The sequence below is a fragment of the Cobetia amphilecti genome, assembly GCF_020217465.1.
GTDB classification, from domain to species: Bacteria; Pseudomonadota; Gammaproteobacteria; order Pseudomonadales; family Halomonadaceae; genus Cobetia; species Cobetia amphilecti.
Genome location: NZ_CP084115.1, coordinates 3,041,363 through 3,068,108 on the forward strand (window position 1 = coordinate 3,041,363; position 26,746 = coordinate 3,068,108).

Consider the following 26,746-nt stretch of genomic DNA (forward strand, 5'->3'; position numbering starts at 1 on the left):
ACCGGCGGCTATATATGTGAAGCAGACAGGGTCGAGCTGCAGACAGGGGCAAGCTGACAGGGGCAAGCTGAAAGCCGGACACAAAAAAAGCGGCCACCCCGAAGGATGACCGCTTTTTCAAGAATTCTGGTGGAGCCTAGCGGGATCGAACCGCTGACCTCAACACTGCCAGTGTTGCGCTCTCCCAGCTGAGCTAAGGCCCCGAATCAGACTGTCATTTCGCATGTCACTTGCAGGCAAGAGGCACATGAAATCCGGACAGGCTTGTCGTGAATCATGGTGGAGCCTAGCGGGATCGAACCGCTGACCTCAACACTGCCAGTGTTGCGCTCTCCCAGCTGAGCTAAGGCCCCGTCTTCACGATGGAGCGCATGTTACAGAGCGACGAATACGTCGTCAACCTCTTATTTTTGCTGCGCTTTGTGGAGCGCGCGAAGTCTGCGGATCGCATCGCGGAGCACGGTTTCCCGCAGGGGCTCGCTCACTGCCTCACGGCCGACGACAAGGAGCAGGAATCACGCTAGCACTATATCAGTAGTGGTTATCCTGAACGCGACGCACTGGATAACAGGGCATCGACAAGCCCTTGTCCAATGGGTACATTGGATCCCGCATTCACTTCACTGCTTATTGACATCTTTACTGGAGCCGCCTTGATCAAGGTTCTTGTCGCTGACGACCACCACCTGGTGCGTACCAGCATCGTCCGTACCATTGAGCTAGAGGATGGGCTCAAGGTGATTGCAGAAGCCTCGGATGGCGAAACCGCGATCAAACTCTGCCGTGAGCACAGCCCGGATATCGTGCTCATGGACATTCGCATGCCCGGCGTCGATGGCCTGGAAGCCACACAGAAGATCGTGCGCAGCCTGCCCGACGTCAGAGTCATCGTGCTGACCGCCTATCTGGAAGAGTCCTTCGCCAAACGCCTGCTGGAAGCGGGAGCCTTCGGCTTCATCTCCAAGGGCACGCCCTTTGACGAGATGATTCGCGCCATCCATCAGGTGGCCGCTGGCGAACGCTATCTGTCCCCGGAAATCGCCCAGCGCCTGGTGTTCTCGGGCATGGACACCCAGCGCAGCAATCCCTTCGATCAGCTGTCGAGCCGAGAACTGCAGGTGGCGACGATGATCGTCAATTGCCATCGCGTCAGCGAGATCTCGGACCGCCTGCACCTGAGCCCGAAGACAGTCAACACCTACCGTTACCGCATCTTCGACAAGCTTGGCGTGACCAGCGACGTGGAGATGACGCATCTGGCCATGCGTCACCAATTACTGGATGACTACGTGCTGGACCGTCCTGACGAGGCCTGAACAAGCACACCTTGCCAGCCCGTCACACACTGCAGGCCCGCGCTACTCGTGACACTCCCGAGCAGCGCCGACAACGCCTCATGCAACAACGCCACCTTCCCCGGGTGGCGTTGTTGCATGAGGCGTTTCTGTCTGGGACGTTCATGCATGAGGCGTTTCTTTCTGAGATGTTCTTGAGTGGCACGTCCTGATCGGGCCGGTCATGACAGCAGGCATTGCAGCATGGCGCCGTCGCCCCCATGCCTGCGAGCAATCGCCCTTGTTTGATAGACTCGAGGCATCTCTGGACGAGGAACCTCATGGCCAAGCAGCACACTGACCCCACGATGACGGACACCACTTCTCAGTCGCCCGAGAATGAGGAGCCGGCAGACACCGCCAGCCAGCCTGATGCCCAACCTGCGTCCTCAGCGAGTGCGCAGGCTGACAGCCGCGCACGCAGTGACGCCGCGCGTGTCTCCAGCCGCCTGATCACCAGCGACGCGAGCAGTGATCTGCTGCAGGGCAGCGAGGCGACCGGCTTCGATGCCCGCCATTTCCTCAAGCATGTCAGCGACGCGCCCGGCATCTATCGCATGCTGGATAGCGCCGGTGACGTGCTGTACGTGGGCAAGGCCAAGCGCCTCAAGGCGCGCCTCTCCAGCTATTTTCGCAATACCGGCCTCAATGCCAAGACCCAGGCGCTGGTCGGGCGCATCGCCGATGTGCAGGTCACCATCACGCGCAGCGAGACCGAGGCCCTGCTGCTGGAGCAGACCCTGATCAAGGAGCTGCGCCCGCCCTACAACATCCTGCTGCGTGACGACAAATCCTACCCTTACGTCTTCATCAGCCAGCATCACGACTATCCGGCGCTGGAGTTCAAGCGCGTGCGCCACAAGCGCAATGACGGACGCTACTTCGGCCCCTACCCGAGCAGCGTCGCGGTACGCGAATCACTGACCCTGATGCAGAAGATCTTCCGCCTGCGCAATTGCGAGGATTCGGTGTTTGCCCACCGCGATCGCCCGTGCCTGCAATATCAGATCAACCGCTGCACCGCGCCGTGTGTCGACTACATCAGCAAGCAGGATTATCGCCGCGACATGGAACATGCGGTGATGTGCCTGAACGGCCAGAGCGACAAGGTCACCGACGAGCTCAGCCAGGCGATGGAAGACGCGGCCATGAGGCTGGAATTCGAGGAAGCGGCCCGCCTGCGTGATCAGGTCGCCCAGCTGCGCCGCATGCAGGAGAAGCAATACGTCGACACCGGCACCGGCAACGCCGACATCCTGGCGCTGGCCGAGCGCCCCGGCGGGCTCTGCATCAGCGTGGTCTCGGTCCGTCAGGGTCGCATGCTCGGTGCGCGTCACTTCTCGCCGGGCAATGGTCTGGACCTGACCAGCAGCGAGCTGCTGACCAGCTTCGTCAGCCAGTACTATCTCGGCCAGGACAGGGAGATGCCGGATGAGGTGCTGACCTCGCTGGCCCTCGATGACGCCAACCTGCTGGAAGGCGCCTTGAGCGAGAAGGCCGAACGTCGGGTACGGGTCGCGCATCAGGTGCGTGGCCATCGCGCCCAGTGGCTGACATTGGCGCAGACCAACGCCGAGCAACATCTGGCCACCCAGCTGGCCAGCCGCCAGCAGCTGTCCAATCGCTTCCTGTCACTGCGCGATGCGCTGGGCCTCGATGAGGTGCCCAAGCGCCTGGAATGCTTCGACATTTCCCACAGTCATGGCGAGGCGACCGTGGCCAGCTGCGTGGTCTTCGATCATGACGGGCCGATCAAGTCGGATTACCGCCGCTTCAATATCGAAGGCGTGACGGCCGGCGATGACTACGCCGCCATGCAACAGGCACTGACGCGGCGCTTCAAGCGCCTGCAGGAAGGCGAAGGCAAGCGCCCGGACATCCTGCTGGTCGATGGCGGCAAGGGGCAGCTCAACATGGCGCGCGGGGTGTTCGAGTCACTCGGCGTGACCGATATCATCCTGCTCGGGGTGGCCAAGGGCACCACGCGCAAGGCAGGGCTCGAGACGCTGTTCATCGAGACGGTGCATGACACCCTGGACCTCGACAGCCACTCACCGGCGCTGCACTTGATCCAGCATGTGCGCGATGAATCGCACCGCTTCGCCATCGCCGGTCACCGCGCCAAGCGTGACAAGGCGCGGCGCACCTCAAGCCTGGAGGGCATCGCGGGAGTCGGCCCCAAGCGGCGCCGAGAGCTGCTCAAGTTCTTCGGCGGCCTGCAGGGGGTGAAACAGGCCTCCAAGCCGGAACTGGCGCGCGTGCCCGGCATCAGCGAATCACTCGCCGAGCTGATCCACCAGGCGCTGCATGGCTGATCCACCAGACGCTGCCTGGCTGCCCCCGTGCACGACATGGCTGCCTCTGGCACCATCGACTCAACGCTCAAGGAAGAGTGACAGAGCGTTGGCTTGAATAACCTGCCGTTTGGCATGGCTGAATGCGCCGCCGGCAGGCTAGAATAGACGACTTGTGCGGCGCCAATCGATCGGCTTTCTTCAGGGTCTCGACTCGCCCTCGATTGCGCCCAGCCACCTACGCTTCATGCAAGGACTCGTGCCGTCACGATGAGCATCCCCAATATCCTGACTCTGATCCGCATCCTGTTCATTCCGCTGCTGGTGGTATGTTTCTATCTGCCTTATGCATGGAGCCTGCCGTTGACGGCGCTGCTCTTCGCACTGGCCGCCATCACCGACTGGTTCGATGGCTATCTGGCCCGCCTGTGGAATCAGACCACGCCCTTCGGCGCCTTCCTGGACCCCGTCGCCGACAAGCTGATGGTCGCGGTGGCACTGGGCCTGCTGATCGAACGCTACGACAGCCTGTGGATGACCATCCCGAGCCTGGTCATCATCGGTCGCGAGATCGTCATCTCGGCGCTGCGTGAGTGGATGGCCGAGATCGGCAAGCGCGGCAGCGTCGCGGTGTCCTGGGTCGGCAAGCTGAAGACGGCCGCCCAGATGCTGGCCCTGTTCATGTTGCTGTTCTTCGCTCCGGGCAGTGTCGGGGGGGATGCCGGCCTGGCCCTGCTGTATATCTCGGCAGCGCTGACGCTGTGGTCGATGATCAGCTACCTGCGTGCCGCCTGGCCGGAACTGGTGCGCTCGGTCTGACACCCCGTTCAGCCACGAGATGCTGCGAATGCCTCAACGCCCACCGCCCCTATGGCCGGTGGGCGTTTTCGTTTCCAGTGACCTGACTCGCGAGACAATTTTTCATTAACTGTTTGACAGCATGGGAATTATCCGTATAATTCGACCTCGAGTTCAGCGGGAATAGCTCAGTGGTAGAGCACAACCTTGCCAAGGTTGGGGTCGCGAGTTCGAATCTCGTTTCCCGCTCCAGTAACACAGGTAGCGCAACATTCACCTGATTTACTGACTCATGTATCTGCAGCAGCATCAGTGGATACTCCTCGGATCAGACATCAGTTTCGACTGACATCTCGATCATTGAGGCTGGATGGCAGAGTGGTCATGCAGCGGACTGCAACTCCGTGTACGCCGGTTCGATTCCGACTCCAGCCTCCATTTCAGATACCGAAACATCCCCTGTTTCCCTCCGGAATGGATATGACACCCACCCCCTTCGGGTCGTCACACTTCCCTTGCTTGTTTCGATTTACATTGCTGCAACCCTGACGCTTTTTCGCTTGGTTATCGTCTGATCTACGCCTTGCCAAGCCATTTCCTTGCCACATCATTTCTCTGTTTTCATCTGTCCGTGATTCTGACAGTGTTCCGGCACCCGTCAGCGACTTCCCCTGTGCGCCTTCGCGCTTGGTACTGACTATCTGTTGCCCCGCCCCTCTCCACCGCGCGCCTTTTCGCGTCGCTTGCCGCGATCATGCCGGGTGAAAAGCGCTCTGCTTTCCCTCCTCAATGTCAGCGCTCACGATAACCACAGACCGTCGCAATTTCATTGCATAACAGTCAGTTAAATCACGCATTCAGTAGAGTGTCATCGCCATTAAAGTTGACCTTGATCTGAAATATGATAAGTTATGCGCCAGTCTGCGCGGCCATGGTGGAATCGGTAGACACCGGAGACTTAAAATCTCCTGCCTTCGGGCGTGCCGGTTCGAGTCCGGCTGGCCGTACCAGATCAAGCAAGCACCATACTGAATTCAAGAGCGCCGCTCCTCTCACGAGGGGCGGCGCTTTTTCGTGCCTGATACTTTTCATGGCTGATATTTTTCAAGCCTGTCACTTTTCAAACCTGAACACTGCTCCGCTCGTCATGCCTCGCGCGGCCAGACGTCGAGAGAGGTAACCGTTGCTGGCAGCTCCTCGACACGAACAGTACCGACAATCGCCTGGCCAGACGCCAGCAAGCTGCTTACATGCGACTACACTGAAGAGGTAGCGACGCCAGCGCTGGCTTCCAGCACGGCTCGCCCAGCCAACATGCATCAGTGCAGGAGCCAAACATGCTGACACTGCTCAAGAGTCCCGCCGATCACGTTGTCGCCCTGCATCTCGCAGGACATATCGATCAGGCCTCGCTCGCCCCCATCATCAAGGAATGCGACGAACGCCTGGCGCGCCATGAGCGAATCTCGTTGCTGGTGGAGATTGAACGCTTTGGCCTGATCACACCCGCCGCCCTGCTCAATGACATCGGCTATGCCCTGCGCCACCTGGGAGACTTCGAGCGCGAAGCCATCATCAGCAAGGCCGACTGGCTGCGCCATGTCACCGAGTTCAGCAAGCATCTGGTGCGCTCCATCGAGGTGCGCCACTTCTCGCCCGACGAGCGCGAGGCTGCCTATGCCTGGGTCGCCGAGCCACCGCGTGGTGGCTCTGGTCTCGGTGCTGGCGCCAATAAAGCCCCCACCGGCCATGATGCCCAGACCCCGGCGGCGAAACGCCATCAGGCCTGAAGCACCCGCCATCGAGTGAGCCCCCAAAACGCCCTGCCACCGCCTCATGGCAGGGTGCGTGTCAGCACCAATCCCGCCAGCAGCAGCGCCCCCATCGTCACCGCCCAGAGCGTCATTGCGCGCTCCACTTGCGGGCGCTCAGCACAGCGCAGCAGCTGGAAGACCGTGATCAATGGCAGCATGTAGCGCGTCTCGATCAGCTCCCGCGTGCAGATCATCAAGGCGAGCATCACCAACAGCAAACCACCATGACCGAGCCGCAGCGGTGCCCTCAGCCACCAGAGCGCCATGCTGGTGGTCAGCAGCATGGTGACCCACAGCCCCACCGGGTGCTCCTTGAGCCATAACAGCCAGCTATTGCGGATCGTCCAGCGCTGGAAATTGTAGTCATGCGTCACCTCAAAGCTCATCACCAGCATGACCCACACGCCCGCCAGCGCTCCCAGCAGCAGAATGCCCCGCCATGGCCAGGCACCCCGGGCGCACAGACACCACAGCAGATGCCACTGACGCGGCAGGTCGGCCAACCACAATGGCAGAAACACCACGCCGATCACGCCCAGGTAATAGCCGAGATTGCCGGTGTGCCAACCGGCCTGATGACGCGTGGTATCGCCCATGGCAATGCCGTCGTTCCAGAGAACAAACCCGATGAAGGCGGCCACCGGAATCACGGCCACCCACCACCAGCGCACGATCAGCCCCCACCAGACGGAAAGCTGACGCAACGGCGAGCGCAGCGGTGGCGCCATGCCGACAGCCTGCGACCGAACCCCTGTCTGCGCATGCGTCATGAACAGCAACAGACCGCCCCACAGCCCGAGCAGCACGATGCTGTCCTGCCGCAAGCCGAGGCCGCCCAGGATCAGCACCAGCAACAGCAGACGCCGCTCACGCACCAGCGCAACGAGCTGCAGCGCGACCAGCACGATGATCCATGGGTCGGTATACACCAGCGCCAGATAGGGGAAGATGATCGGCAGCCATAACCACTGCCAGCTCTGACGATTCGCCTGTTGCTGGGCATCGCGCTCATCGAGCATGGGGGCCAGGCGCCGATAGACGCTCGGCAGCGCCCGCCAGACCATGCACGCCATGACACTGAAGCCGAGCAGCGACAGGCCCCGCACCCAGTTCACCGAGGGCATCTCAGGCCAGCGTCCGGCCAGGGTGTCAGCCGCGAGAGGAAGATTGAGCCACTCCCCCAACGCCTGGAGTGCCATCAGCGTCACCGCCATGCTGGCGTGATACAGGGTCAGGGTGGTCAGCTTGGGGTGCTGGCTCCAGTCGCCGGCGAGAAACTGGCGAATCTGTGCGAAATGCACTCCCTCATCGACGAAAGGGATCGGCAGGCGAAGGCTCACCAGCCACAGGGAGACGCTCAGGCACGCCCCCAATGCGAGCAACACAAGCCCCACCTTCAAGGGCCAGCGATGTCTGGCGCGCGCGTATCCCATGCGCTGATCGAGTGACGACATATCCTTGTCTCCTTGTCAGATCTCCCCGAGAAAGCCGTTCACGGCCCTCTCCAAAGGGAAATCCCGTGTCACCAGTATCGGCAGGCCGGCGCGGATTTTTCCAGTCTGGCCATGCACTTTGCCCCTCCAAGGCTCGCGGCAGTACAATGCGCACAGCCTGCTTCGTTGATACGCCTGCACAAGGCGTGCCGAAGACCTGCCTGTTCATGCTTCGCGACTGCGAAGCGTACCGATCAAAGCGACAAGTCGAGGGATCGCTGAGCCCATGCGTGCCAGTCAACTGCTGATTTCCACTCTCAAGGAAACCCCGTCCGACGCCGAAGTCGTCAGCCACCAGCTGATGCTGCGGGCCGGTTTCATCCGTCGCCTGACCTCCGGCCTCTACACCTGGATGCCACTGGGCCTGCGCACGCTGCGCAAGGTCGAGCGCATCGTGCGTGAAGAGATGGACCGCTCCGGTGCCCAGGAACTGCTGATGCCAGCCGTGCAGCCAGCCGAGCTGTGGCAGGAGTCCGGTCGCTGGGAGCAGTACGGCCCCGAGCTGCTGCGCGTGGTTGACCGTCACCAGCGCGACTACTGTGTCGGCCCGACCCACGAGGAAGTCATCACCGACCTCGCGCGTCGTGAGCTGAACAGCTACAAGCAGCTGCCGGCCAACTTCTACCAGGTCCAGACCAAGTTCCGCGACGAGATTCGTCCGCGCTTCGGTGTGATGCGCTCACGCGAGTTCGTGATGAAGGATGGTTACTCCTTCCACCTGGGCGAAGAATCCCTGAAAGAGACCTATCAGGTGATGTACGACACCTACGTGCGCATCTTCACGCGCCTGGGTCTCGACTTCCGCCCCGTCATCGCCGACAACGGCTCCATCGGTGGCACCGGCTCCCACGAATTCCACGTGCTGGCCGCCTCCGGTGAAGACGCCATCGCCTTCTCCACCGGCTCCGACTTCGCCGCCAACATCGAGAAGTGTGAAGCGCTGCCGGCACCGCTGGGCGAGACGCCTGAGCGCGCGGCACCGACCCAGGAGATGCAGCTGGTCGACACGCCGAACGCCAAGACCATCGCCGCGCTGGTCGAGCAGCACGGTCTGGACATCAAGAAGACCGTCAAGACGCTGATCGTCAAGGCGGCCGAAGGCGTCGAAGGTGGTCTGATCGCGCTGATGGTGCGTGGCGACCACGAGCTGAACGAGATCAAGGCCGAGCACTTGCCGCAGGTCGCCGAGCCGCTGACCATGGCCAGCGACGAGGAAGTGCGCGCCGCCGTCGGTGCCGGTTTCGGCTCCCTCGGTCCGGTCGGCCTCGAGATGCCGATCATCATCGATCGCAGTGTCGCGCTGATGAGCGATTTCGGTGCCGGTGCCAACATCGAAGGCAAGCACCACTTCGGCCTCAACTGGGAGCGCGATCTGCCGCTGCCGGAAATCGCCGATATCCGCAACGTCGTCGCCGGTGATCCGTCACCGGACGGCCAGGGCGTGATCGACATCGCACGCGGTATAGAGGTGGGTCACATCTTCCAGCTCGGCACCAAGTACTCCGAAGCCATGAACGCCACCGTGCTCGACGAGAACGGCAAGGCACAGCCGCTGTCCATGGGCTGCTACGGCATCGGCGTGACCCGCGTGGTCGCTGCTGCCATCGAGCAGGGCAACGACAAGGGCGGCATCGTGCTGCCGGAAGCCATCGCGCCCTTCCAGGTCGCCATCGTGCCGATGAACGCCCACAAGTCCGTGCGTGTCAGCGAGACCGCCGAGCGCGTCTATCAGGAGCTGACCGCCGCCGGTTACGACGTGCTGCTGGATGATCGTGATCTGCGCCCGGGCAACAAGTTCGCCGACGGCGAGCTGCTGGGCATTCCGCATCGCCTGGTGATCGGTGACCGCGGTCTCGACAATGGCGAGTACGAGTACAAGGGCCGCACCGACTCCGAAGCGACCATGATCGCCGTCGACAGCCTGCTGGACTTCCTGGCCGAGCGCAGCGCGAGCTGAACTCAAGCAGCCTGAGCCACTCGCTCACGGCTGACGCTATCGCAGTACCCAAGACAGCCCGTTCCTCTTCTCGAGGGGCGGGCTGTCTCGTTATCTGCCTTCCTTGAACATCCCATTACCGTCAACGCCGCGGTAACGGCATAATGGCGCCATGACTGATACGCAGGGACTGCGCATGACCATCTCATCGATTTCCCCTTCAGCGCCGCCCGTAAAAGGCGCTGCAGGCGACACCCCACACCGCCGCCTGCGCCCGTGGCTGGCCGCTGTCCTGCTGACGTTGAGCGCTGCGTCTACCGGACTGACAAGCCCACCGGTGCAGGCCGCCGCCGCGCCCCCCGAGCATGGGCTGTCGCCGGGGCTGCGTGACAGCCTGCGCGAGGCCTTGGCCGAGCCCGAGGCCTTCGAGGACCCCATCGATGCCCTGCACTGGGTATTGAGCATGCAGCAGCGTCTGGAGCGCTACATGCCCGACCGCGCCGCGCGCATCGACCTGCTGCGCAAGGTGCGCCGCGAAGCGACGCGCACAGGCCTGGCACCGGAGCTGATCCTGTCCGTCATCCAGGTAGAGAGCGCCTTCAAACCCACTGCTGTCTCCCACGCCGGTGCTCGCGGCCTGATGCAGGTCATGCCGTTCTGGAAGCGTGAGATCGGCGAACCCGACGACAATCTGCTCGATCAGGACACCAGCCTGCGTTACGGCGCCACCATCCTTGCCCACTATCTCAAACGCGAGAAAGGCGACATCACCGATGCGCTGGCACGCTACAACGGCAGCCTCGGCAAGACCTGGTACCCGGAGCGGGTGATGCGCGCCTGGACCACCCGCTGGTGGTATCAGGCGCCGGCGCCCTTCGTCGCCGAACGCTCGCCCGAAGGCCTTGTCGACACCGCCGACGAAGATGCGTCACGACGCGCCGAGACCAGCAGCACTGAGCCCGGCCAGTCCGAGCCACGCCACGGCCTCGAGCAAAGTGGTGGTGTTGAGCAAGGTGAGGGCATCGAGCAACATACCGGCGCTGCGCACGGCCAGGAACCGCTCGTCGCCGAGGACACCTTCGATGGCCCTGCCAACCGCTCGCTGGCCGCCGGTGGCAGTCCCTGACACGCCCTTACATGCCCGACAGCAGGTGATGACATCAGCTGTTGACGAGAAAAGCAGCAGACACGAAAAAGCCTCGCCCGGAACACCGGGCGAGGCTTTTTGCTTACCGCTTGCGATCAATCCCGCTGATCGTCAGACCAGGGTCGGGCCTGCCGCGATGATCGCCTCATCCACGCCGGCGAACTTCTTGAAGTTCTCGACGAACTTGGCTGACAGGTCACGCGCCTTGCTGTCGTAGGCAGCACGGTCTTCCCAGGTCTCACGCGGGTCGAGCAGGCTGGAATCGACGCCCGGCACGCGCACCGGCACATCCAGGTTGAGCACGTCGATGTGACGCGTCTCGATGTCCGCCAACGCACCGTTCTGGATCGCGCTGATGATGCCGCGCGTGGTCGGGATGGAGAAGCGTGAGCCGCCCTCACCGTAGGAGCCACCGGTCCAGCCGGTGTTGACCAGGTAGACACGTGAGCCGAAGGCATCGATGCGCTTGATCAGCAGGTCGGCGTATTCACGTGCCGGACGCGGGAAGAACGGCGCGCCGAAGCAGGTGGAGAAGGTGGCTTCGAGACCGGCGGTGGAGCCCATCTCGGTGGAGCCGACCTTGGCGGTGTAGCCGGACAGGAAGTGGTAGGCAGCGGCCTGCTTGCTGAGCACGGACACCGGCGGCAGCACGCCGGACATGTCGCAGGTCAGGAAGACGATGGCATTCGGCTCGCCGGCACGGTTTTCCGGCACGCGCTTCTCGATGTGCTCCAGCGGGTAGGCGGCACGCGAGTTCTGGCTCAGACGATCATCGCCGTAATCCGCGCCACGACGGTCATCCAGCACCACGTTTTCCAGCACGGCACCGAACTTGATCGCGTTCCAGATCACCGGCTCGTTCTTCTGGGACAGGTCGATGCACTTGGCGTAGCAGCCGCCTTCGATGTTGAAGACGGTACCTTCGCCCCAGCCATGCTCGTCATCACCGATCAGGTAACGCGCCGGGTCGGCGGACAGGGTGGTCTTGCCGGTGCCTGACAGGCCGAAGAACAGCGTGGTCTCGCCATCGTCACCGACGTTGGCGGAGCAGTGCATCGGCAGCACGTCCTTTTCCGGCAGCAGGAAGTTCTGCACCGAGAACATGGCCTTCTTCATCTCACCGGCGTAACGCATGCCCGCCAGCAGGACACGACGACGCGCGAAGTTGATCAGCACGACGCCGTCGGAGTTGGTGCCATCACGCTGCGGCTCGCAGGTGAAGTGCGGCGCGTTGAGGATGGTCCACTCACTCTTGTCCTTGGCATTGAAGCTGTCCGGACGCACGAACATGGTACGCGCGAACAGGTTGTGCCAGGCCGTCTCGGTGGTCACGCGGATCGGCAGGTAGTGCTCGAGGTCAGCGCCGACATGCAGCTCGGAGACGAAGCTGTCGCGCTCGCCGAGGTAGTCCTCGACGCGCTCCCACAGGGCGTCGAAACGCTCCGGGCTGAACGGGCGATTGACGCTGCCCCAGTCGATGGCGTCCGAGGTGGACGGCTCGTCGACGATGAAGCGGTCGTTCGGGGAGCGTCCACTACGGGCGCCCGTCTCCACGACCAGCGCGCCGTTGTCGGCCAGACGTCCTTCGCCGCGAGCCACTGCCAGCTCGATCAGCTCTGCGCTGCTGAGATTGGTGTGAGTGGTCACCGCACTGTCTTGATGCTTGCTCATTCGCGTCTCCGCGGCTCAGGGCCGCCCTCTCTCTTGATGGCTGAAGCCAGATGCCCGAGGTACATGCCACAGGCTTATTTTGTGATCGATCGTTGCTGCCCGATCGCGCATGACGGCATGCCATGACACCGTCGATACCACCAGCACAGGGCATCCGGCCCTGTGCTGGCAAGGCATTATGGCAAAAAGGGTGTCGGGCGGAAACGCCCATTGTTGCAACACTTTGGCGCAGTCGCCGTCGCCTGACGGACGACGATATGTCAGACAATCATCATCCCCGTGGCCAGCCGCCGGCGCGTCGGGAAATACTCAATGCACGACGGGGCTTTCGGCGTCAGGATCTTCGATGATCGCTTCCACTTCCGCGGCACTGAAGGAGTAGCGGGTATGGCAGAAGTGACACTGGGTGGCCAGCTCGCCCTGCTCGGCGACGATCTGACGCAGCTCGTCGGCGGCGATGCTGTGCAGGGCAGCGCCCAGACGCTCTCGTGAACAGGTGCAGCCGAAACGCAGCGCCTTGGGTTCATAGATGCGCACGGTTTCTTCGTGATAGAGACGATGCAGCACTTCCTGCTGGTCCAGCGTCAGTAGCTCCTCGGCCTTGAGGGTCTCGGCCAGGTGTACGACGCGCTCCCAGGCATCCGGGTCCTTGTTGGCGTCATCGTTGGGCAGCTGCTGCAGCATCACGCCGCCGGTGCGCTTGCCATCGGCCATCAGCCACAGACGGGTCGGCAGCTGCTCTGACTGGCTGAAGTAGCTCTCCAGACAACCGGCGAGGCTGTCCTGATCGATGGCCACGATGCCCTGATAGCGCTTGCCTTCACGCGGGTCGAGGGTGATCACGATCTGCCCCTGGCCGACCAGCTCCTGAAGGCTGGACTCTTCCGTCGGCAACACCGCTTCATCGCTGAGGCGTGCGATGGCGCGCAGCTCGCCGCCGGGGTTCGACTCGGCCATCAGCTGGCGCACGATACCGGTACCGCGCACTTCCAGCGTCATGGTGCCATCGAGCTTGATGGTCTCGGTCAGCAGCGCCACGGCCGCCAGCATCTCGCCCAGCTGGCGCGAGATGGCCTGCGGGTAGGAGTGACGATCGAGCACCTCGGCGTAGGCCTTGTCGAGTGTGACGATCTCGCCACGCACGTTGGTGGCATCGAACAGGAAGCGCTGGATCTGATCGAAGCTCGGCGCGGCCGCATCGTCAGTGGAATGGGAATCTTGCATGTCGTGTTCGCTCATTGAGGGACCTCAAGGCAGGCGTGAAGAGAGAGCGCACAAGCGCCCCCATGTCAGGCCGCCAACAACGATGTGCTGACACACATCGGTATGGAAATTGTGCCGGTCGGTGCAACGGCACCCGGCGGTGACTCGCGCTGGCTCAGCTATCGGCATCCTGGCGCTGGAAGCGATGGATGTTGCGACGCTGTTTCTTGTCAGGACGACCGGGAGGCGGCGTCATGCCCTGATTGCCGAGGCGACGCGTCTCGGCCTCACGCTCACGGCGCTCGCGGGACTCCTGCGTCTCCTGATAGAGCTTCTGGGCCTCGGGCGCGCCGCGGCGCTGGTCGCTGAGGGCCAGCACCTCGACGACGAGGCGATCCCAGCCCTGCGGCACCTCGATCAGGGCGCCGACCTCGACGGTCTTGGAGGTTTTCACCTTGCTGCCGTTGTACTGGATCTTGCCGCCTTCGATGGCTTTCTTGGCCATGCCACGCGTCTTGAAGAAGCGCGCCGCCCACAACCACTTGTCGATACGTACCTGATCGCTCATGACGCCTCCTTGCCCTCCCCGTCGCTCGAGACTCCGGCATTGGCCACCTCTGGGCCCACGCCCTCGGTCAGCACTGCAAAGCCGTCCAGGCCGTGCACACGCTCGAAATCACGCGCAGGGCGCTTCGAGTCCGGCTGACGCACGCCCAGCAGATGGGCAATGCCATAGGTGTGGGCGCTTTCCAGCACCTGCGGATTGTCATCGATGAACAGGGTACGCGCCGGATCGAAGGGCTCGATCTCGTTGAGCTTGTGCCAGAAGGCCTGCTCTTCCTTGGCGTGGCCCAGATCCGCGGACGACACCACGGCGTCGAAGTAGTCGCCCATGCCGGTCAGCGCGAACTTGAGATCGATGCCATGACGGTCGGCGTTGGTCGCCAGCACCACGCGTTGCGGCTGATCGCGCAGCCAGGCGAGGAAGTCCTCGGCCTCATGGCGATAGCCGATCAGATGCTGTACTTCACGCTTCAGGGCGACGACGTCGAGCTCGAGCTCACGGCTCCAGTAGTCGAGGCTGTACCAGTTGAGCGTGCCGGACTCGCTGATGATGCGCGCCTTGAGATCGGCCTGCAGCGCCTCATCGAGGCGATGCAGCTCGCAATAGCGCCTGGGCAGGTGTTCGAGCCAGAAGTGGCTGTCGAAGTGAAGGTCAAGCAGAGTGCCGTCCATGTCCAACAGCACGGTGTCGATAGTGTTCCAGTCAAGCATCGGATTCTGTCAGCCAGAGGGAAATTTGGCCTCATAGTGTAAAGCATGGCCCACGGGCGCGCATGTGCAACGAGGAGTGATGACGGCTTGTGATTGCCCCGCTCGCGGCGGCCTGCCACGATGAGCGACAGTGTTCTCTCTTCTCATACTGCCTCGCGAGGACTTGCGATGGATGATGCGCCAGATACCGTTCACCCGACCATGAGTCATTCAGACACCAGCCACACGCTGACGCCACCGCGGATCGACTCACGCCGCGAGGTCGCACGCTCGCGCCTGTTCGCCGTCGAAGCGCTGGAGTTGACCTTCTCCAATGGCGCCACCCGCAGCTTCGAGCGCCTCAAGAGCGGCGGTCACGGCGCAGTGATGATCGTCGCCATGCCCGACCCCGACCACGTGCTGCTGATCCGCGAATATGCCGCTGGCCCTGAGCAATATGTGCTGACCCTGCCCAAGGGCTTGATCGACCCGGGCGAGGACCCGGTGACCGCCGCCAATCGCGAATTGATGGAAGAATGCGGTTATGGCGCGCACAACATCGAGCCACTGGCCGAACTGAGCCTGGCGCCCAACTACATGGATCACCGCATGAACGTGATGCTGGCGCGCGATCTGTTCGAAAAGCGCCTGCCGGGCGATGAGCCGGAACCGCTGGTCGTCGAGCGCCACCGCCTCGATGAGCTACCGGCGCTGCTGGCGCGTGAGGACTTCCACGAGGCGCGCGCGATCGCGGCGCTGTTCATGGCACGCGAACGCCTGCTGGCCGGGGAAGATACCTACAGCCCTCGCTGGTGGTAGGGGCTTGATGACAGGCATTGGTGGCAAGCAACGATGACGAGCACCTGAGGGACCTGCCCCTTCTTTCCTGCCCCTCACCCCCAGCTTTACGTACTCCCATACGACGACAAGCCCCCGCCAATGGCGGGGGCTTGTCGTTTCACTCGCGATGCGCTCAAGCGGGTCGTGCTGGCGACTCGTTCAGGCACCGCAAGATCCATTGCGGGTCTGGTCGGAGACCAGACCGTCAAGACACGCTTATTCGGTCTTCATGCTGCCATCAGCGGTGTTGGACGAACCGGATTCCGGGCTGACGCCCATGTGGTCTTCGCCTTTATCCATGACCTTGCCGTGCTTGGCGGACTCGGACTGGGCCGTGCCACCTTCCACCATCATGGAATCCTTCTTGGTGTTGGCAGATCCACTCTCGGTATTGCGTTCGGCATCGTCATGCACCTTGCCATCTTCATGACCCGCAGCAGTACCGCCCTCTACCTTGGTGGAGTGGGCGCCAGTGTTGGCGGAACCGGTGTTGCTGGATTCGTGGTGCTCGGCAAAGGCAGCGGTGGTCGGCAGTGCCAGGGCAGTCGCGAAAAGTGCAGCAGTCAGCTTCTTCATGATCCATCCTCCAGTAGCGGTCTGTTGCAAGAGACGAGCAGATGATTCGCTCGGCCGTTGCCGGTAAGCCTTCAAGAACCCCGAGACTGGATGTCTCGAGTTCCAGGCTCCACAAGACGCTCCTAACTATCTCAACGACGTCTTGTGGTACTGCGTCAAATCTTTGCGGCGCATGTATCGAACACCCTCTAGCGCGTCGGCTACTTGTCGGAGCATTCTTCAAAAAACGTCACCAGAGTTGTACCCGAACCTGCTGATGTCATTCTTGACGAAAGCGCCAATCTGCCGAGGCGTGTTGCGTCACATGCGCCCTGATGCCTAAAGATATGGAACTACAGGGCCAGACTTTCAAGCAGAGAAGGGAAAGAAAAATATCTTTCTTCCAGATTTCCTATACAAGAGTGAGATATCGGCTCGCGTTTAATTAGCGCCCATATGGGCTGCTGGCCGCTCATCAGGCGGCTTGTCGCGCGTCGGTTGCCTGACGCCATGCGTCAAGTGGCGCAAGATGGCTTGCAGTATTTTACTCAACGAAACATTTTGTAACCCTATGACTCCACGACATCGCCCATCTCTGCGGTCATCGGCAGTGGTCGCCACACCTCCCTCTGCAAGCACCGCCATCACCTGAATGACAGGAGACTCACATGCCAGACGTGCTGATCGGGGGACTCGCAGGACAGGGACCCAAGGGCCACATCACGCTAGACGGGGCACTGGCCAATCGTCACGGCCTGGTCGCCGGTGCGACAGGTACCGGCAAGACCGTCACGTTGCAGGTGCTGGCAGAAGAGTTTTCGCGCATGGGAGTGCCGGTGTTCACCGCCGACGTCAAGGGTGACCTCTCCGGCATCGCCGCGGCGGGCGCCCCGCATCCGCGCGTCGATGAACGCCTCGCCAGCCTCGGCATCAATGACTGGCAGCCTCAGGCCGCGCCCGTCAGGCTGTGGGATCTGTTCGGCAAGAGCGGGCATGCGGTGCGCGCCAGCGTTGCTTCCATGGGGCCTGAGCTGATGTCGACCCTGCTGGAATTGAACGACACCCAGAGTGGCCTGATGCACCTGGCCTTCGATCATGCCGAGCGTGAAGGGCTGGAGCTGATCGACCTCAAGGACCTGATCAGCCTGCTCAAGCATATCGAGCGTGAACGCGAAGGCTTCGAGGAGCGCTATGGCAGTGTCAGCCCCCAGAGCCTCGGCGCCATGCTGCGCCGGGTGCATGTGCTGGCCACCCAGGGCGGCGAGCGCTTCTTCGCCGAACCAGCGCTCGACATCAATGACATGCTGGCGACCACGGGCGAGGGAGACCAGACACGCGGCTTCATCAATCTGCTCGATGGGCGTGAGTTGATGCAGAGTCCACGTCTCTATACCACCTTCCTGCTGTGGTTCCTGTCGACGCTCTTTCGCACCCTCCCCGAACGCGGCGATGCCGACCGCCCGGTGCTGGTGTTCTTCTTCGACGAGGCCCACCTGCTGTTCGATGCCGCTCCCAAGGCATTGCTTGAGCGCCTCGAGCAGACGGTGCGCCTGATTCGCTCCAAGGGGGTCGGCGTCTACTTCGTGACCCAATCCCCCGCCGACATCCCCGATGACGTGCTCGGCCAGCTGGGCAACCGGATCCAGCATGCCCTGCGCGCCTTCACTCCGCGCGACCAGAAGACCGTCAAGACCGCTGCCGAGACCTTCCGCCCCAATCCGGCCCTCGATACGGCTCAGGTGATCACGGAGCTGGGCGTGGGCGAGGCACTGGTCTCGGTGCTCGACAGCAAGGGCACGCCCACCCAGGTGGAGCGCACCTTGATCGCGCCGCCGCGGGGGCGGATCGGCCCGTTGAGTGACAGCGAGCGCACAGCGCTGCTGGCAAGCTCATCACTGGCCGGTCGCTATGATGAGGTGATAGATCGTGAATCGGCTCACGAGCGTCTCGAGGCGCAACTGACGAGCTCGGCGACGGCCCAGGTGCGTCCGGAGGAGACGCCAGCGGCAACGCCTGACACCCCGCCGCCTGCCGCAGAACCTGATGGAAGCGCTCAAGCCGCTGCCAGCGCTGCCCGCCGCGACACCGAGCACACAAGTCCGGTGGCCGAAAGCGCCCCACGCTCAGGCGGCAGACAGCGTCAGGGCGTCATGGAGACCCTGCTCAAGTCCGTGATGCGCGCCCTGGGGTCGCAGCTGGGACGGACGCTGATTCGCAGCCTGCTGCGCTCCTTCACTCGCCGCTGAGGCTCGCTCCTTTCAGTCTGACAACACGCCAACAGCCTGACGCCTCGCCAGCAGGCTGAAGCGCTCCTTGGCAAATAGAAGCTCCCCCCGGCAAGCAAGCTCTCGAGAATGAGAGACTCATCCTTCACGAAAAGCAGGACATCACCCATGGTCAAATGACCATGGGTGATGTCCTGCTTTCGCTATCCAAGGCTGCTGACATCATATCGTCGCGCAAACTTCATTCGCTCTCGGCAAGGAGACGCCATACTGATATTTGCTGCTTACCGGCAGCACACCATGACACACACGCGCTTGCCACTACTCTCGGGGAGACTTGACGATGTGCATGAGCAATGAAGCATTGGAATTGTGGCTGAACGACAACTGGTTCTCGATCGAACTGGCGTTGGAAGCCATCGATATGGAAGCGACAGCGGAACCTCAGCTGGCCGAAGCCGCCTGAGCCAACAACGATACGCATGACAACAGCGGGATCCTGCCTGCCCCACCGGTGACACCAGGTGTGAAACGGTACAGGACACGGATGACAGGACGAGCAGCACACAGACTCTGCCACGCATGACGACGCATCATGGTGGGCAGAGAAAGAACTTGTCGGGGAGGCCGTCGATCAGCCATCGACCGGCCTCCCCGTTTCTTTTGTACCACCACCAGAGTCATGGCCTGGCGCGTCTCGAATCCAGTCGCACCTCGAAAGGCCCCGTCAGTCTTACGTATATGAACAGTTGATTTTCTGCCCCAGTAAAACGCCCGTTCATCGCTCCCAGCAACCATACTCGTGTTTTGGTCATTCCCTCTCCCCGCAACATGCAAGATAAGGATGTCACATGCTGCCTACCCCGCCCGCGCGACCACCCTCTTCGGGGCACTCGAGTCCAGTTGATACCTCAGAGCTCTCGCCACAAGCCGCCGCCGCGACTGTCTTCCTCAATGAGAATCTCGGACCCGCCCAGCTGCAAGCGTTGTTTGCCCTGACACTCGCCCCTGCGGGAACCTTCAGCGAACAGCTCAGAGAGTACCTGGTGACCGCTTGCCGCCTGCTGGGGATGACCACCGGCATCCTCGGCCACGCTGAGGCCAATCGCTATGAAATCATGGCGGCGGTCAATCCGCCGCCCGGCAAGGTCGAGGGCGCGATCGCACCGCTGAACGAGACCTACTGCAATGAAGTCGTTGAGCAGGCAGGCTGCATCGCCTACGCCAATATCGCGACCACGCCAGCACTCGAGGCTCATCCGGCCCTCAAGTCGATGCCCTTCCAGAGCTACATCGCCGCCCCGGTATGGACCGAAGGCCGTCTGACCGGCACCGTCTGCTTCGGCGACAACTCACCGCGCGCGGCAGATTTCAGCGCCAGCGATCGTGCACTGGTCGAGACACTGGCCAGCCTGCTGGGAGGCTTGATCGATCGCGAGAATGCGCGCAAGCGGCTGACCAGTGAACTGAGCAACCTGCGCCTCGCCTACCAGGAGATGGAGCTGCTGTTCTCGCGCTGCCAGCTCCCGATGGCGATCATGGACTTCCATGGCCATTGGACACGTCTCAATCCGGCGCTGGCCCAACTGCTGGGGACGGAGAGGAGTGAACTGCAGCGTGGCGCGCTCGAGGATGTCTCCCACCCTGCTGACATGCAGGCCTGTCAGGAGGCGCTTCTGGCCATGCAGGCCGGCGAGATCACCCACTTCGAGCAGCCGCATCGCTATCTGGGCAGACAGGGGCAGATCATCGAAGTCATGCTGCATCTGGATGTGATCGACAGCCACTCCGGCGTCATTCTCAGCCAGCACCAGGACCTCAGCGAGCGACGCTCCCACGAGGAGAGCCTGGCCCGCATGCGGCACAAGCTGGCCAGCATGGCGCCCCCGGGCCCGGCCGTGCCGTCGGTGCTGGACAAGCTGTTGCCCACGGAGATCTTCGAGCAACAGCTGGATGGTGAGATCGCGCGCAGTGCACGCCACGGGCAGCCACTGTCGATCCTGCTGCTCAACGTGGATGCCTTTACCGACTTCAATCGCCAGTACGGCCGCGCCGCAGGAGACCGCGCACTGCAGCAGGTCTCCACCATCCTGCGCAACGCGACACGCAAGAGCGACCTGCTCAGCCAGCGCGATGATGGCTCGCTGATCGCAGTGCTGGGCCAGACGGATTCCAGCGGCGCCATCATCCTCGCCGAGCGCGTCCGTCATGCCACGGCAGAACTGCATGGACTCGACGGGCCGGTCACCTGCAGCATCGGGCTGACCTGCTATCACCCGGCGCCCGATACGCTCACGCTGGCCAACCGGCTCGAGCTCTGCGAGCGCGCCCAGCACGCACTCAAGAAAGCCAAACGCCAGGGACGCAATCGCGTGCGCTTCCTGGAGCTTGAGCCGGTCATCCCGACCGACACCTTCGCAAGCCCCCAGGCCCCGAGCGGCTTCCCCTCACCCGATCTGCCCTGAGTGGCGCCTTTCGTGTGTGCGGCCTGCCGCGGATGCCCTTCAGGCACCTCCCCATCAACGACAACGGCCACCCCAAGGGGTGGCCGTTGTCGTTTGACTCACTCAGCACTCACAAAGGATACATACAGGAGTCACACAGGCTTGCGCAGTGTCTCAGCGCAGAGGCCTGCTCAGAGACCGGGTCAGATATCTGAAGCCGATTCTCAGTCCAGCTTGCTCAGGTCGCGCACGGCGCCCTTGTCAGCGGAAGTCGCCAGTAAGGCATAGGCCTTGAGCGCGGCGGAGACACGACGGTTGCGCTGGATGCTTGGCTTCCAGGCATCCTTGCCGCGGGCATCCATCGCTTCACGGCGCTCATGCAGCTCGCTGTCGCTCAGCTTGACGTTGATGGTGCGGTTCGGGATGTCGATCAGGATGGTGTCGCCATGCTCGACCAGGCCGATGGCACCGCCCGCCGCCGCTTCCGGAGACGCGTGACCGATGGACAGGCCCGAGGTACCGCCGGAGAAACGACCGTCTGTGAGCAGCGCACACGCCTTGCCCAGCCCCTTGGACTTGAGATAGGACGTGGGGTAGAGCATTTCCTGCATGCCCGGACCACCCTTCGGCCCTTCGTAGCGGATGATCACGACGTCGCCTTCCTTGACCTTGTCGGCCAGGATGTCTTCCACCGCCTGATCCTGGGACTCACAGACGTAGGCACGGCCTTCGAAAACGAGGATGGAGTCATCGACGCCAGCGGTCTTCACCACGCAACCATCCAGTGCGATGTTGCCGTACAGCACGGCCAGGCCGCCCTGGGTGGAGAAGCAATGGTCGTAATCGCGGATACAGCCCTGGGCGCGATCACCATCCAGGCTCGGCCAGCGCGCGCTCTGCGAGAAGGCGGTCTGGGTCGGGATACCGCCCGGGCCGGCGCGATAGAACTCGACGACTTCATCAGTAGGCGAACGCATGATGTCCCACTCTTCCAGCGCCGCAGACAGCGAGTCGCCATAGACGGTCGGCACGGAGGTATCCAGCACGCCGGCACGATCCAGCTCGCCCAGGATCCCTATGATGCCGCCGGCACGATGGACATCCTCGATGTGATATTTCTGGGTATTCGGCGCCACCTTGCACATCTGCGGCACGCTGTGGGACAGCTTGTCGATGTCGGACATGGTGAAGTCGACACCGGCTTCCTGAGCGGCGGCCAGCAGGTGCAGGATGGTGTTGGTCGAGCCACCCATGGCGATATCCAGCGTCATCGCGTTGGCGAAGGCGGCGCGGGAGCCGATGGCACGCGGCAACAGGTGCTCTTCGTTGCCTTCGTAATAACGGCGCGCCAGCTCGACGATGCGATGCCCGGCGTTCTCGAACAGGCGACGACGATCGGAGTGCGTGGCCAGTACGGTGCCGTTGCCCGGCAATGCCAGACCCAGCGCTTCCATCAGGCAGTTCATGGAGTTGGCCGTGAACATGCCCGAGCAGCTGCCACAGGTCGGGCAGGCGCTGCGCTCGATCTCGGCGACCGTCTCGTCGTCGACGCTGTCATCGGCGGCGATGACCATGGCATCGACCAGATCGAGGCCGTGATCCAGCAGCTTGGTCTTGCCGGCTTCCATCGGGCCGCCGGAGACGAAGATGACCGGGATGTTGAGGCGCATGGCGGCCATCAGCATCCCCGGGGTGATCTTGTCACAGTTGGAGATGCACACCAGCGCATCCGCACAGTGGGCATTCACCATGTATTCGACGCTGTCGGCGATCAGGTCACGCGACGGCAGCGAATACAGCATGCCGTCGTGGCCCATGGCGATGCCATCATCGACCGCGATGGTGTTGAATTCCTTGGCGACGCCGCCGGCCTTCTCGATCTCGCGCGCGACCAGCTGCCCCATGTCCTTGAGGTGGACGTGGCCCGGCACGAACTGGGTGAAGGAGTTGGCAACGGCGATGATCGGCTTCTGGAAGTCGCCATCTTTCATGCCGGTGGCGCGCCACAGGGCGCGAGCGCCGGCCATGTTACGACCTGCGGTGGTCGTACGGGAGCGATACTCTGGCATGGTAAACCTCATTCAATGCTTGGCCGCTCTCCTGTGCGAAGAGGGACTGATTCATGGAATTGCGCCTGGCAGAGTCAGGAAATTGACGCCGCCCTTCTGCGCAATCCGCTGCAGAATCACTCCGCACGGGAGCGGCTTCTGTTTTGGTCAGGCGGCGCCCCGCTCGGGGTACGCACACCTGGTGTCCAGAGGAGACGCGTGCCTCTTGGGTCAACGCTGTCTGCCTAGGGTCAATTCTGTCATGTACCGGCCCCGCTTGCCTACCAGATAGCACCGCCCACGCCACCAGCAGCCCCGAAAGATGCCGACAAGCGCCGAAAGCGTTGAATGAAGCGGCCTCTAGCGTGGGCCTGCGGCGGGAGGCGCTGATTACACTGAAGGACGACACATCAGGCAATGCCAGACACCCCACAAGGAACAGGAGTCACCCATGGCCGGAAAATTCGTCATCACTCGGGGCAAGGACAGCAAGTTCTACTTTGCGCTGAAGGCAGGCAACGGCGAGAAGATCCTGCAGAGTCAGGGCTATGCCGACAAACGCGGCTGCCTGAACGGCGTGGAATCCGTACGCAAGAATGCCGTCGAGGAAAAACGCTTCACTCGGGAAGTCGCCAAGGACGGACGTTTCTATTTCACCTTGCTGGCCGCCAACAGCCAGCAGATCGGTCGCAGCCAGATGTACAAGTCGGAATCCGGCCGCGACAACGGCATCGCCAGCGTCGGGCGCAATGCCGCCGAGGCGGCCGTCCTCGAGCAACTCGACACCGCCTGAGCACGAGCTAGCCAGCCCAGCCCCTTTCTCGATCACCCTCTCGATCATTCTTCCAATCGCTCTCCCAGACTTTCCCGGAATCGACAGACAATCGACAGACCCAAGCACAGCAAGAAGAAAGCACAGCAAGAAGAAAGCACAGACAGCAGAAAGCACAGCAACGACAGAGGCCCCGCCAATTGGCGGGGCCTCTGTCATCTTGCAGCCGGCTTGGGGGCTGGCTGCGCTCAGCGCTTGCCACTCAGTGCTTGTCACTCAGGGCTCGCCGCTAATCACACACCACTCAATGACGCTGGGCGCTGTCACTGTCGAAGACCACACGCGAGACATCCGCGTAGCGCGCCGCGAAGTGCACGATCATGCCTTCCTTCAGGTATTCCGGCAGCTCATCGTAATCGCGCTGGTTGGCCTGCGGCAGAATCAGCTCGTAGATATCACTGCGCCGCGCCGCGATCACCTTCTCGCGGATGCCGCCCACCGGCAGCACCTGACCGGTCAAGGTCAGCTCACCGGTCATCGCCAGCCCCTTGCGCGGCGCCTGATGCTTGGCCAACGACATCAACGCCGTGGTCATGGTCACGCCGGCGCTGGGGCCGTCCTTGGGCGTCGCGCCTTCAGGCACGTGCAGGTGAATGAAGGACTCGTTGAAGAAGTCCGCCTCGGCATCGTAGGCCTCGAGATTGGCAAAAGTGTAGGAGTAGGCGATGTTGGCCGACTCCTGCATCACGTCGCCCAGCTTGCCGGTCAGCTTCAAGCCACGTGTCAGACCATGCACCCGGGTGGCTTCGATGGGCAGGGTCGCACCGCCCATGCTGGTCCAGGCAAGCCCGGTCACCACGCCTTCGCCGGCCAGGACCTTCTCGCGACGGAAGATCGGCGCACCGAGGAATTCCTCGAGGTTCTTGACCGAGACCTTCACGGTCGGCAGCTCCTCTTCCAGCAACTTCACCGCCGCCTTGCGCACGATGCGGTGCAGCTGTTTCTCCAGCTGGCGCACGCCGGCCTCACGCGCATAGCCCTCGATGACCTGACGCAGCGCGGCATCACTCAGATTGATGCGCTTCTTGGGGATGTTGTCGCGGGTCAGCAGCTTCGGCCACAGGTGGTGCTTGGCGATCGCCATCTTCTCCTCGGCGATGTAGCCGGAGAGGCGAATCTGCTCCATGCGGTCCAGCAGCGGGCCGGGGATGCTGTCCAGCGTATTGGCGGTACACACGAACAGCACCTTGGAGAGATCGAGGCGCACATCGAGGTAGTGATCGAGGAAGTCGACGTTCTGCTCCGGGTCCAGCACCTCGAGCAGCGCCGAGGCCGGGTCGCCCTGGAAGGACTGCCCCAGCTTGTCGATCTCATCGAGCATGATCACCGGATTCTCGACCTTGACCTCCTTGAGCGCCTGCACCAGCTTGCCGGGCATGGCGCCCACGTAGGTGCGGCGATGACCCTTGATCTCGGACTCATCGCGCATGCCGCCGATCGAGAAGCGATAGAACTCGCGTCCCAGCGCCTGGGCGATGGAGCGCCCGATGGAGGTCTTGCCCACGCCGGGCGGGCCGACCAGCAGCAGGATCGAGCCGCCGACATCGCCCTTGAAGGTGCCCTCGGCCAGAAACTCGACGATGCGTGACTTCACATCATCCAGCCCATCGTGATCGCGATTGAGCACGGTGCGCGCATGCGCCAGATTGAGCTGATCGGTGGAGGTGATGCCCCACGGCAGCGAGGTCAGCCAGTCAAGATAGTTGCGCGTGGTGCCGTATTCCGGCGAGCCGGTCTCCAGCACCGACAGCTTGTCGAGCTCATCATCGATGCGCGACTGGACGCGCTCCGGCACCTTGAGCTCGTCGAGGCGCGCGCGGAAGGTATCGACGTCGTTCTCGCGATCATCCTTGGAGATGCCCAGTTCACGCTGGATGACCTTGAGCTGTTCGCGCAGGAAGAATTCGCGCTGATGCTTCTCCATCTGCGCGTTGACCTGCTGGGAGATCTCGGTCTGCAGCTGTGCGACCTCGATTTCCTTGCGCAGCAGGGGCAGCACCTTCTGCATGCGCTCCATCACCGGCAGCGACTCCAGCACCTCCTGCAGCTCAGCGCCCTTGGCCGAGGTGATAGCGGCGGCGAAATCGGTCAGCGGGCCGGGCTCATGCGGGCTGAAGCGGTTGAGGTACTGCTTGAGCTCCTCGCCATACAGCGGGTTGATCGGCAGCAGCTCCTTGATGCCGTTGATCATCGCCATCGCGTAGGCGCGCGCCTCATCGCTCTCGGCATCGACCGGCTCGCGCGGATAGGTGACCTCGACCAGATAGGGAGGCTTGCGCGACAGCCAGCGCGTGATGCGGAAGCGGCGCAGTCCCTGGGCGATGAACTGTACCTGGTCATCGCCGTCTTCAGGCTTGTGGACGCGTACGGCAGAGCCGATCTCGGGGAAGTGCTCGACCCCCAGCTCATCGACCTCGACATCGCCGACGAAGGCCAGACCGACAGCATGATGCGGCGTATTGCCGACCAGCTGCATGGTCTCGGCCCAACGCTGCTTGTTGATCACCAGCGGCTGGACCTGGGCCGGGAAGAACGGGCGATTGTGAATCGGCAGCAGGTAGATGCGCTCCGGCAGCTGGTCACCACTCGGCACCAGCCCACCCGAGGCGGAAGAAGAAGGCTCTTGTGACTGGCTGTCATCCTCGAAGCCGGCAAGAATATCGTCGTTATCGGAAATCTCTTCGTGACGTGGCATGCAACCCTCATGAAACCAGGCCTCGGTTGAGGCGATCATCTCCCCCAATGCGGCCAGTGAGCCACTTTATCAAGGCAGGCTTGCCGCACCGGGGGCGCAACACTGCGTGTTCAGGGTGGCACCTGATGCGCCCCCTGGAAACGACAATGCCCGCCATGAGGCG

At 62.6% G+C, this 26,746-nt stretch carries 19 protein-coding genes and 5 tRNA genes; 14 read left to right on the forward strand and 10 right to left on the reverse strand.

All coding sequences use genetic code 11. From position 1 onward, the window contains the following. Positions 1 to 127: 127 nt before the first annotated feature. Together LCW13_RS12770 and LCW13_RS12775 are read right to left on the reverse strand one after the other, a co-directional pair. Positions 128 to 203: transfer RNA gene (locus LCW13_RS12770), tRNA-Ala, on the reverse strand. A gap of 74 nt (positions 204 to 277) precedes the next feature. Continuing rightward, positions 278 to 353, reverse strand: a tRNA-Ala gene (locus LCW13_RS12775). Between the two features lie 18 nt (positions 354 to 371). Between LCW13_RS12775 and LCW13_RS12780 the strand changes: the two genes are divergently transcribed. The 8 genes from LCW13_RS12780 (at position 372) to LCW13_RS12815 (ending at position 6,216) form a co-directional block, all read left to right on the forward strand. After that, positions 372 to 524 (forward strand): hypothetical protein, encoded by a 153-nt coding sequence (locus LCW13_RS12780; protein WP_225347085.1) that lies wholly within the window; start codon positions 372 to 374, stop codon positions 522 to 524. Between the two features lie 129 nt (positions 525 to 653). After that, the gene (uvrY, locus tag LCW13_RS12785) at positions 654 to 1,316 is read left to right on the forward strand and encodes a UvrY/SirA/GacA family response regulator transcription factor (protein ID WP_043331360.1); all 663 of its coding nucleotides are present in this window, start codon (positions 654 to 656) and stop codon (positions 1,314 to 1,316) included. Positions 1,317 to 1,615: 299 nt separating this feature from the next. Next, the gene (gene uvrC / locus LCW13_RS12790) at positions 1,616 to 3,649 is read left to right on the forward strand and encodes an excinuclease ABC subunit UvrC (RefSeq protein ID WP_225347086.1); all 2,034 of its coding nucleotides are present in this window, start codon (positions 1,616 to 1,618) and stop codon (positions 3,647 to 3,649) included. 249 nt (positions 3,650 to 3,898) lie between these two features. Then, a complete protein-coding gene (gene pgsA, locus LCW13_RS12795) occupies positions 3,899 to 4,447 on the forward strand; it encodes a CDP-diacylglycerol--glycerol-3-phosphate 3-phosphatidyltransferase (protein WP_043331361.1) in 549 nt (182 codons plus the stop codon). 156 nt (positions 4,448 to 4,603) lie between these two features. Further along, positions 4,604 to 4,678, forward strand: a tRNA-Gly gene (locus LCW13_RS12800). A gap of 112 nt (positions 4,679 to 4,790) precedes the next feature. Next, positions 4,791 to 4,864: transfer RNA gene (locus LCW13_RS12805), tRNA-Cys, on the forward strand. Between the two features lie 487 nt (positions 4,865 to 5,351). Then, positions 5,352 to 5,436: transfer RNA gene (locus LCW13_RS12810), tRNA-Leu, on the forward strand. A gap of 327 nt (positions 5,437 to 5,763) precedes the next feature. Then, positions 5,764 to 6,216: a SpoIIAA family protein gene (locus LCW13_RS12815; protein ID WP_225347087.1), complete on the forward strand. Its 453-nt coding sequence runs from the start codon at positions 5,764 to 5,766 to the stop codon at positions 6,214 to 6,216. 44 nt (positions 6,217 to 6,260) lie between these two features. On the opposite strand, the gene LCW13_RS12820 is transcribed toward LCW13_RS12815, so the two are convergent. Next, positions 6,261 to 7,694, reverse strand: a complete 1,434-nt coding sequence (locus LCW13_RS12820) for a Dol-P-Glc:Glc(2)Man(9)GlcNAc(2)-PP-Dol alpha-1,2-glucosyltransferase (RefSeq protein ID WP_225347088.1) — start codon at positions 7,692 to 7,694, stop codon at positions 6,261 to 6,263. 265 nt (positions 7,695 to 7,959) lie between these two features. On the opposite strand from LCW13_RS12820, the gene LCW13_RS12825 reads away from it, so the two are divergent. Both LCW13_RS12825 and LCW13_RS17485 read left to right on the forward strand, forming a co-directional pair. Next, positions 7,960 to 9,690, forward strand: coding sequence for a proline--tRNA ligase (locus tag LCW13_RS12825; protein ID WP_225347089.1), 1,731 nt, complete (start codon positions 7,960 to 7,962; stop codon positions 9,688 to 9,690). A gap of 175 nt (positions 9,691 to 9,865) precedes the next feature. Then, a complete protein-coding gene (locus tag LCW13_RS17485) occupies positions 9,866 to 10,795 on the forward strand; it encodes a lytic transglycosylase domain-containing protein (RefSeq protein WP_318527662.1) in 930 nt (309 codons plus the stop codon). A gap of 132 nt (positions 10,796 to 10,927) precedes the next feature. On the opposite strand, the gene LCW13_RS12835 is transcribed toward LCW13_RS17485, so the two are convergent. The 4 genes from LCW13_RS12835 to yrfG all read right to left on the reverse strand — a co-directional run bounded on the left by LCW13_RS12835 (position 10,928) and on the right by yrfG (position 14,965). Continuing rightward, complete coding sequence (locus tag LCW13_RS12835) at positions 10,928 to 12,487, reverse strand: phosphoenolpyruvate carboxykinase (RefSeq protein ID WP_043331365.1); 1,560 nt, start codon at positions 12,485 to 12,487, stop codon at positions 10,928 to 10,930. 309 nt (positions 12,488 to 12,796) lie between these two features. Beyond that, positions 12,797 to 13,711, reverse strand: a complete 915-nt coding sequence (gene hslO, locus LCW13_RS12840; protein WP_052384283.1) for an Hsp33 family molecular chaperone HslO — start codon at positions 13,709 to 13,711, stop codon at positions 12,797 to 12,799. 154 nt (positions 13,712 to 13,865) lie between these two features. Then, the gene (locus LCW13_RS12845) at positions 13,866 to 14,258 is read right to left on the reverse strand and encodes an RNA-binding S4 domain-containing protein (protein WP_225347090.1); all 393 of its coding nucleotides are present in this window, start codon (positions 14,256 to 14,258) and stop codon (positions 13,866 to 13,868) included. Then, positions 14,255 to 14,965, reverse strand: a complete 711-nt coding sequence (gene yrfG / locus LCW13_RS12850; protein ID WP_225347091.1) for a GMP/IMP nucleotidase — start codon at positions 14,963 to 14,965, stop codon at positions 14,255 to 14,257. Before yrfG ends, LCW13_RS12845 begins: the two co-directional genes overlap by 4 nt. A gap of 201 nt (positions 14,966 to 15,166) precedes the next feature. On the opposite strand from yrfG, the gene nudE reads away from it, so the two are divergent. Next, the gene (nudE, locus tag LCW13_RS12855; RefSeq protein WP_043331505.1) at positions 15,167 to 15,763 is read left to right on the forward strand and encodes an ADP compounds hydrolase NudE; all 597 of its coding nucleotides are present in this window, start codon (positions 15,167 to 15,169) and stop codon (positions 15,761 to 15,763) included. Between the two features lie 237 nt (positions 15,764 to 16,000). Here nudE and LCW13_RS12860 read toward each other — a convergent pair whose 3' ends face one another. Beyond that, complete coding sequence (locus LCW13_RS12860) at positions 16,001 to 16,360, reverse strand: hypothetical protein (protein WP_054555534.1); 360 nt, start codon at positions 16,358 to 16,360, stop codon at positions 16,001 to 16,003. A 647-nt stretch (positions 16,361 to 17,007) separates the two neighbouring features. Between LCW13_RS12860 and LCW13_RS12865 the strand changes: the two genes are divergently transcribed. Both LCW13_RS12865 and LCW13_RS12870 read left to right on the forward strand, forming a co-directional pair. Next, entirely contained in the window at positions 17,008 to 18,585 is a 1,578-nt protein-coding gene (locus LCW13_RS12865; protein WP_225347092.1) for a helicase HerA-like domain-containing protein, read from the forward strand. Between the two features lie 830 nt (positions 18,586 to 19,415). Next, entirely contained in the window at positions 19,416 to 21,029 is a 1,614-nt protein-coding gene (locus LCW13_RS12870) for a sensor domain-containing diguanylate cyclase (RefSeq protein ID WP_225347093.1), read from the forward strand. A gap of 203 nt (positions 21,030 to 21,232) precedes the next feature. Here LCW13_RS12870 and ilvD read toward each other — a convergent pair whose 3' ends face one another. Next, on the reverse strand, positions 21,233 to 23,077 hold the full coding sequence (gene ilvD, locus LCW13_RS12875; protein ID WP_225347094.1) for a dihydroxy-acid dehydratase: 1,845 nt from the start codon (positions 23,075 to 23,077) through the stop codon (positions 21,233 to 21,235). Positions 23,078 to 23,507: 430 nt separating this feature from the next. Here ilvD and LCW13_RS12880 point away from each other — a divergent pair, with 430 nt between their 5' ends. Beyond that, a complete protein-coding gene (locus tag LCW13_RS12880) occupies positions 23,508 to 23,849 on the forward strand; it encodes a YegP family protein (protein WP_043331370.1) in 342 nt (113 codons plus the stop codon). Between the two features lie 283 nt (positions 23,850 to 24,132). Here LCW13_RS12880 and lon read toward each other — a convergent pair whose 3' ends face one another. Further along, complete coding sequence (gene lon, locus LCW13_RS12885) at positions 24,133 to 26,583, reverse strand: endopeptidase La (protein ID WP_225347095.1); 2,451 nt, start codon at positions 26,581 to 26,583, stop codon at positions 24,133 to 24,135. Positions 26,584 to 26,746: the final 163 nt, after the last annotated feature.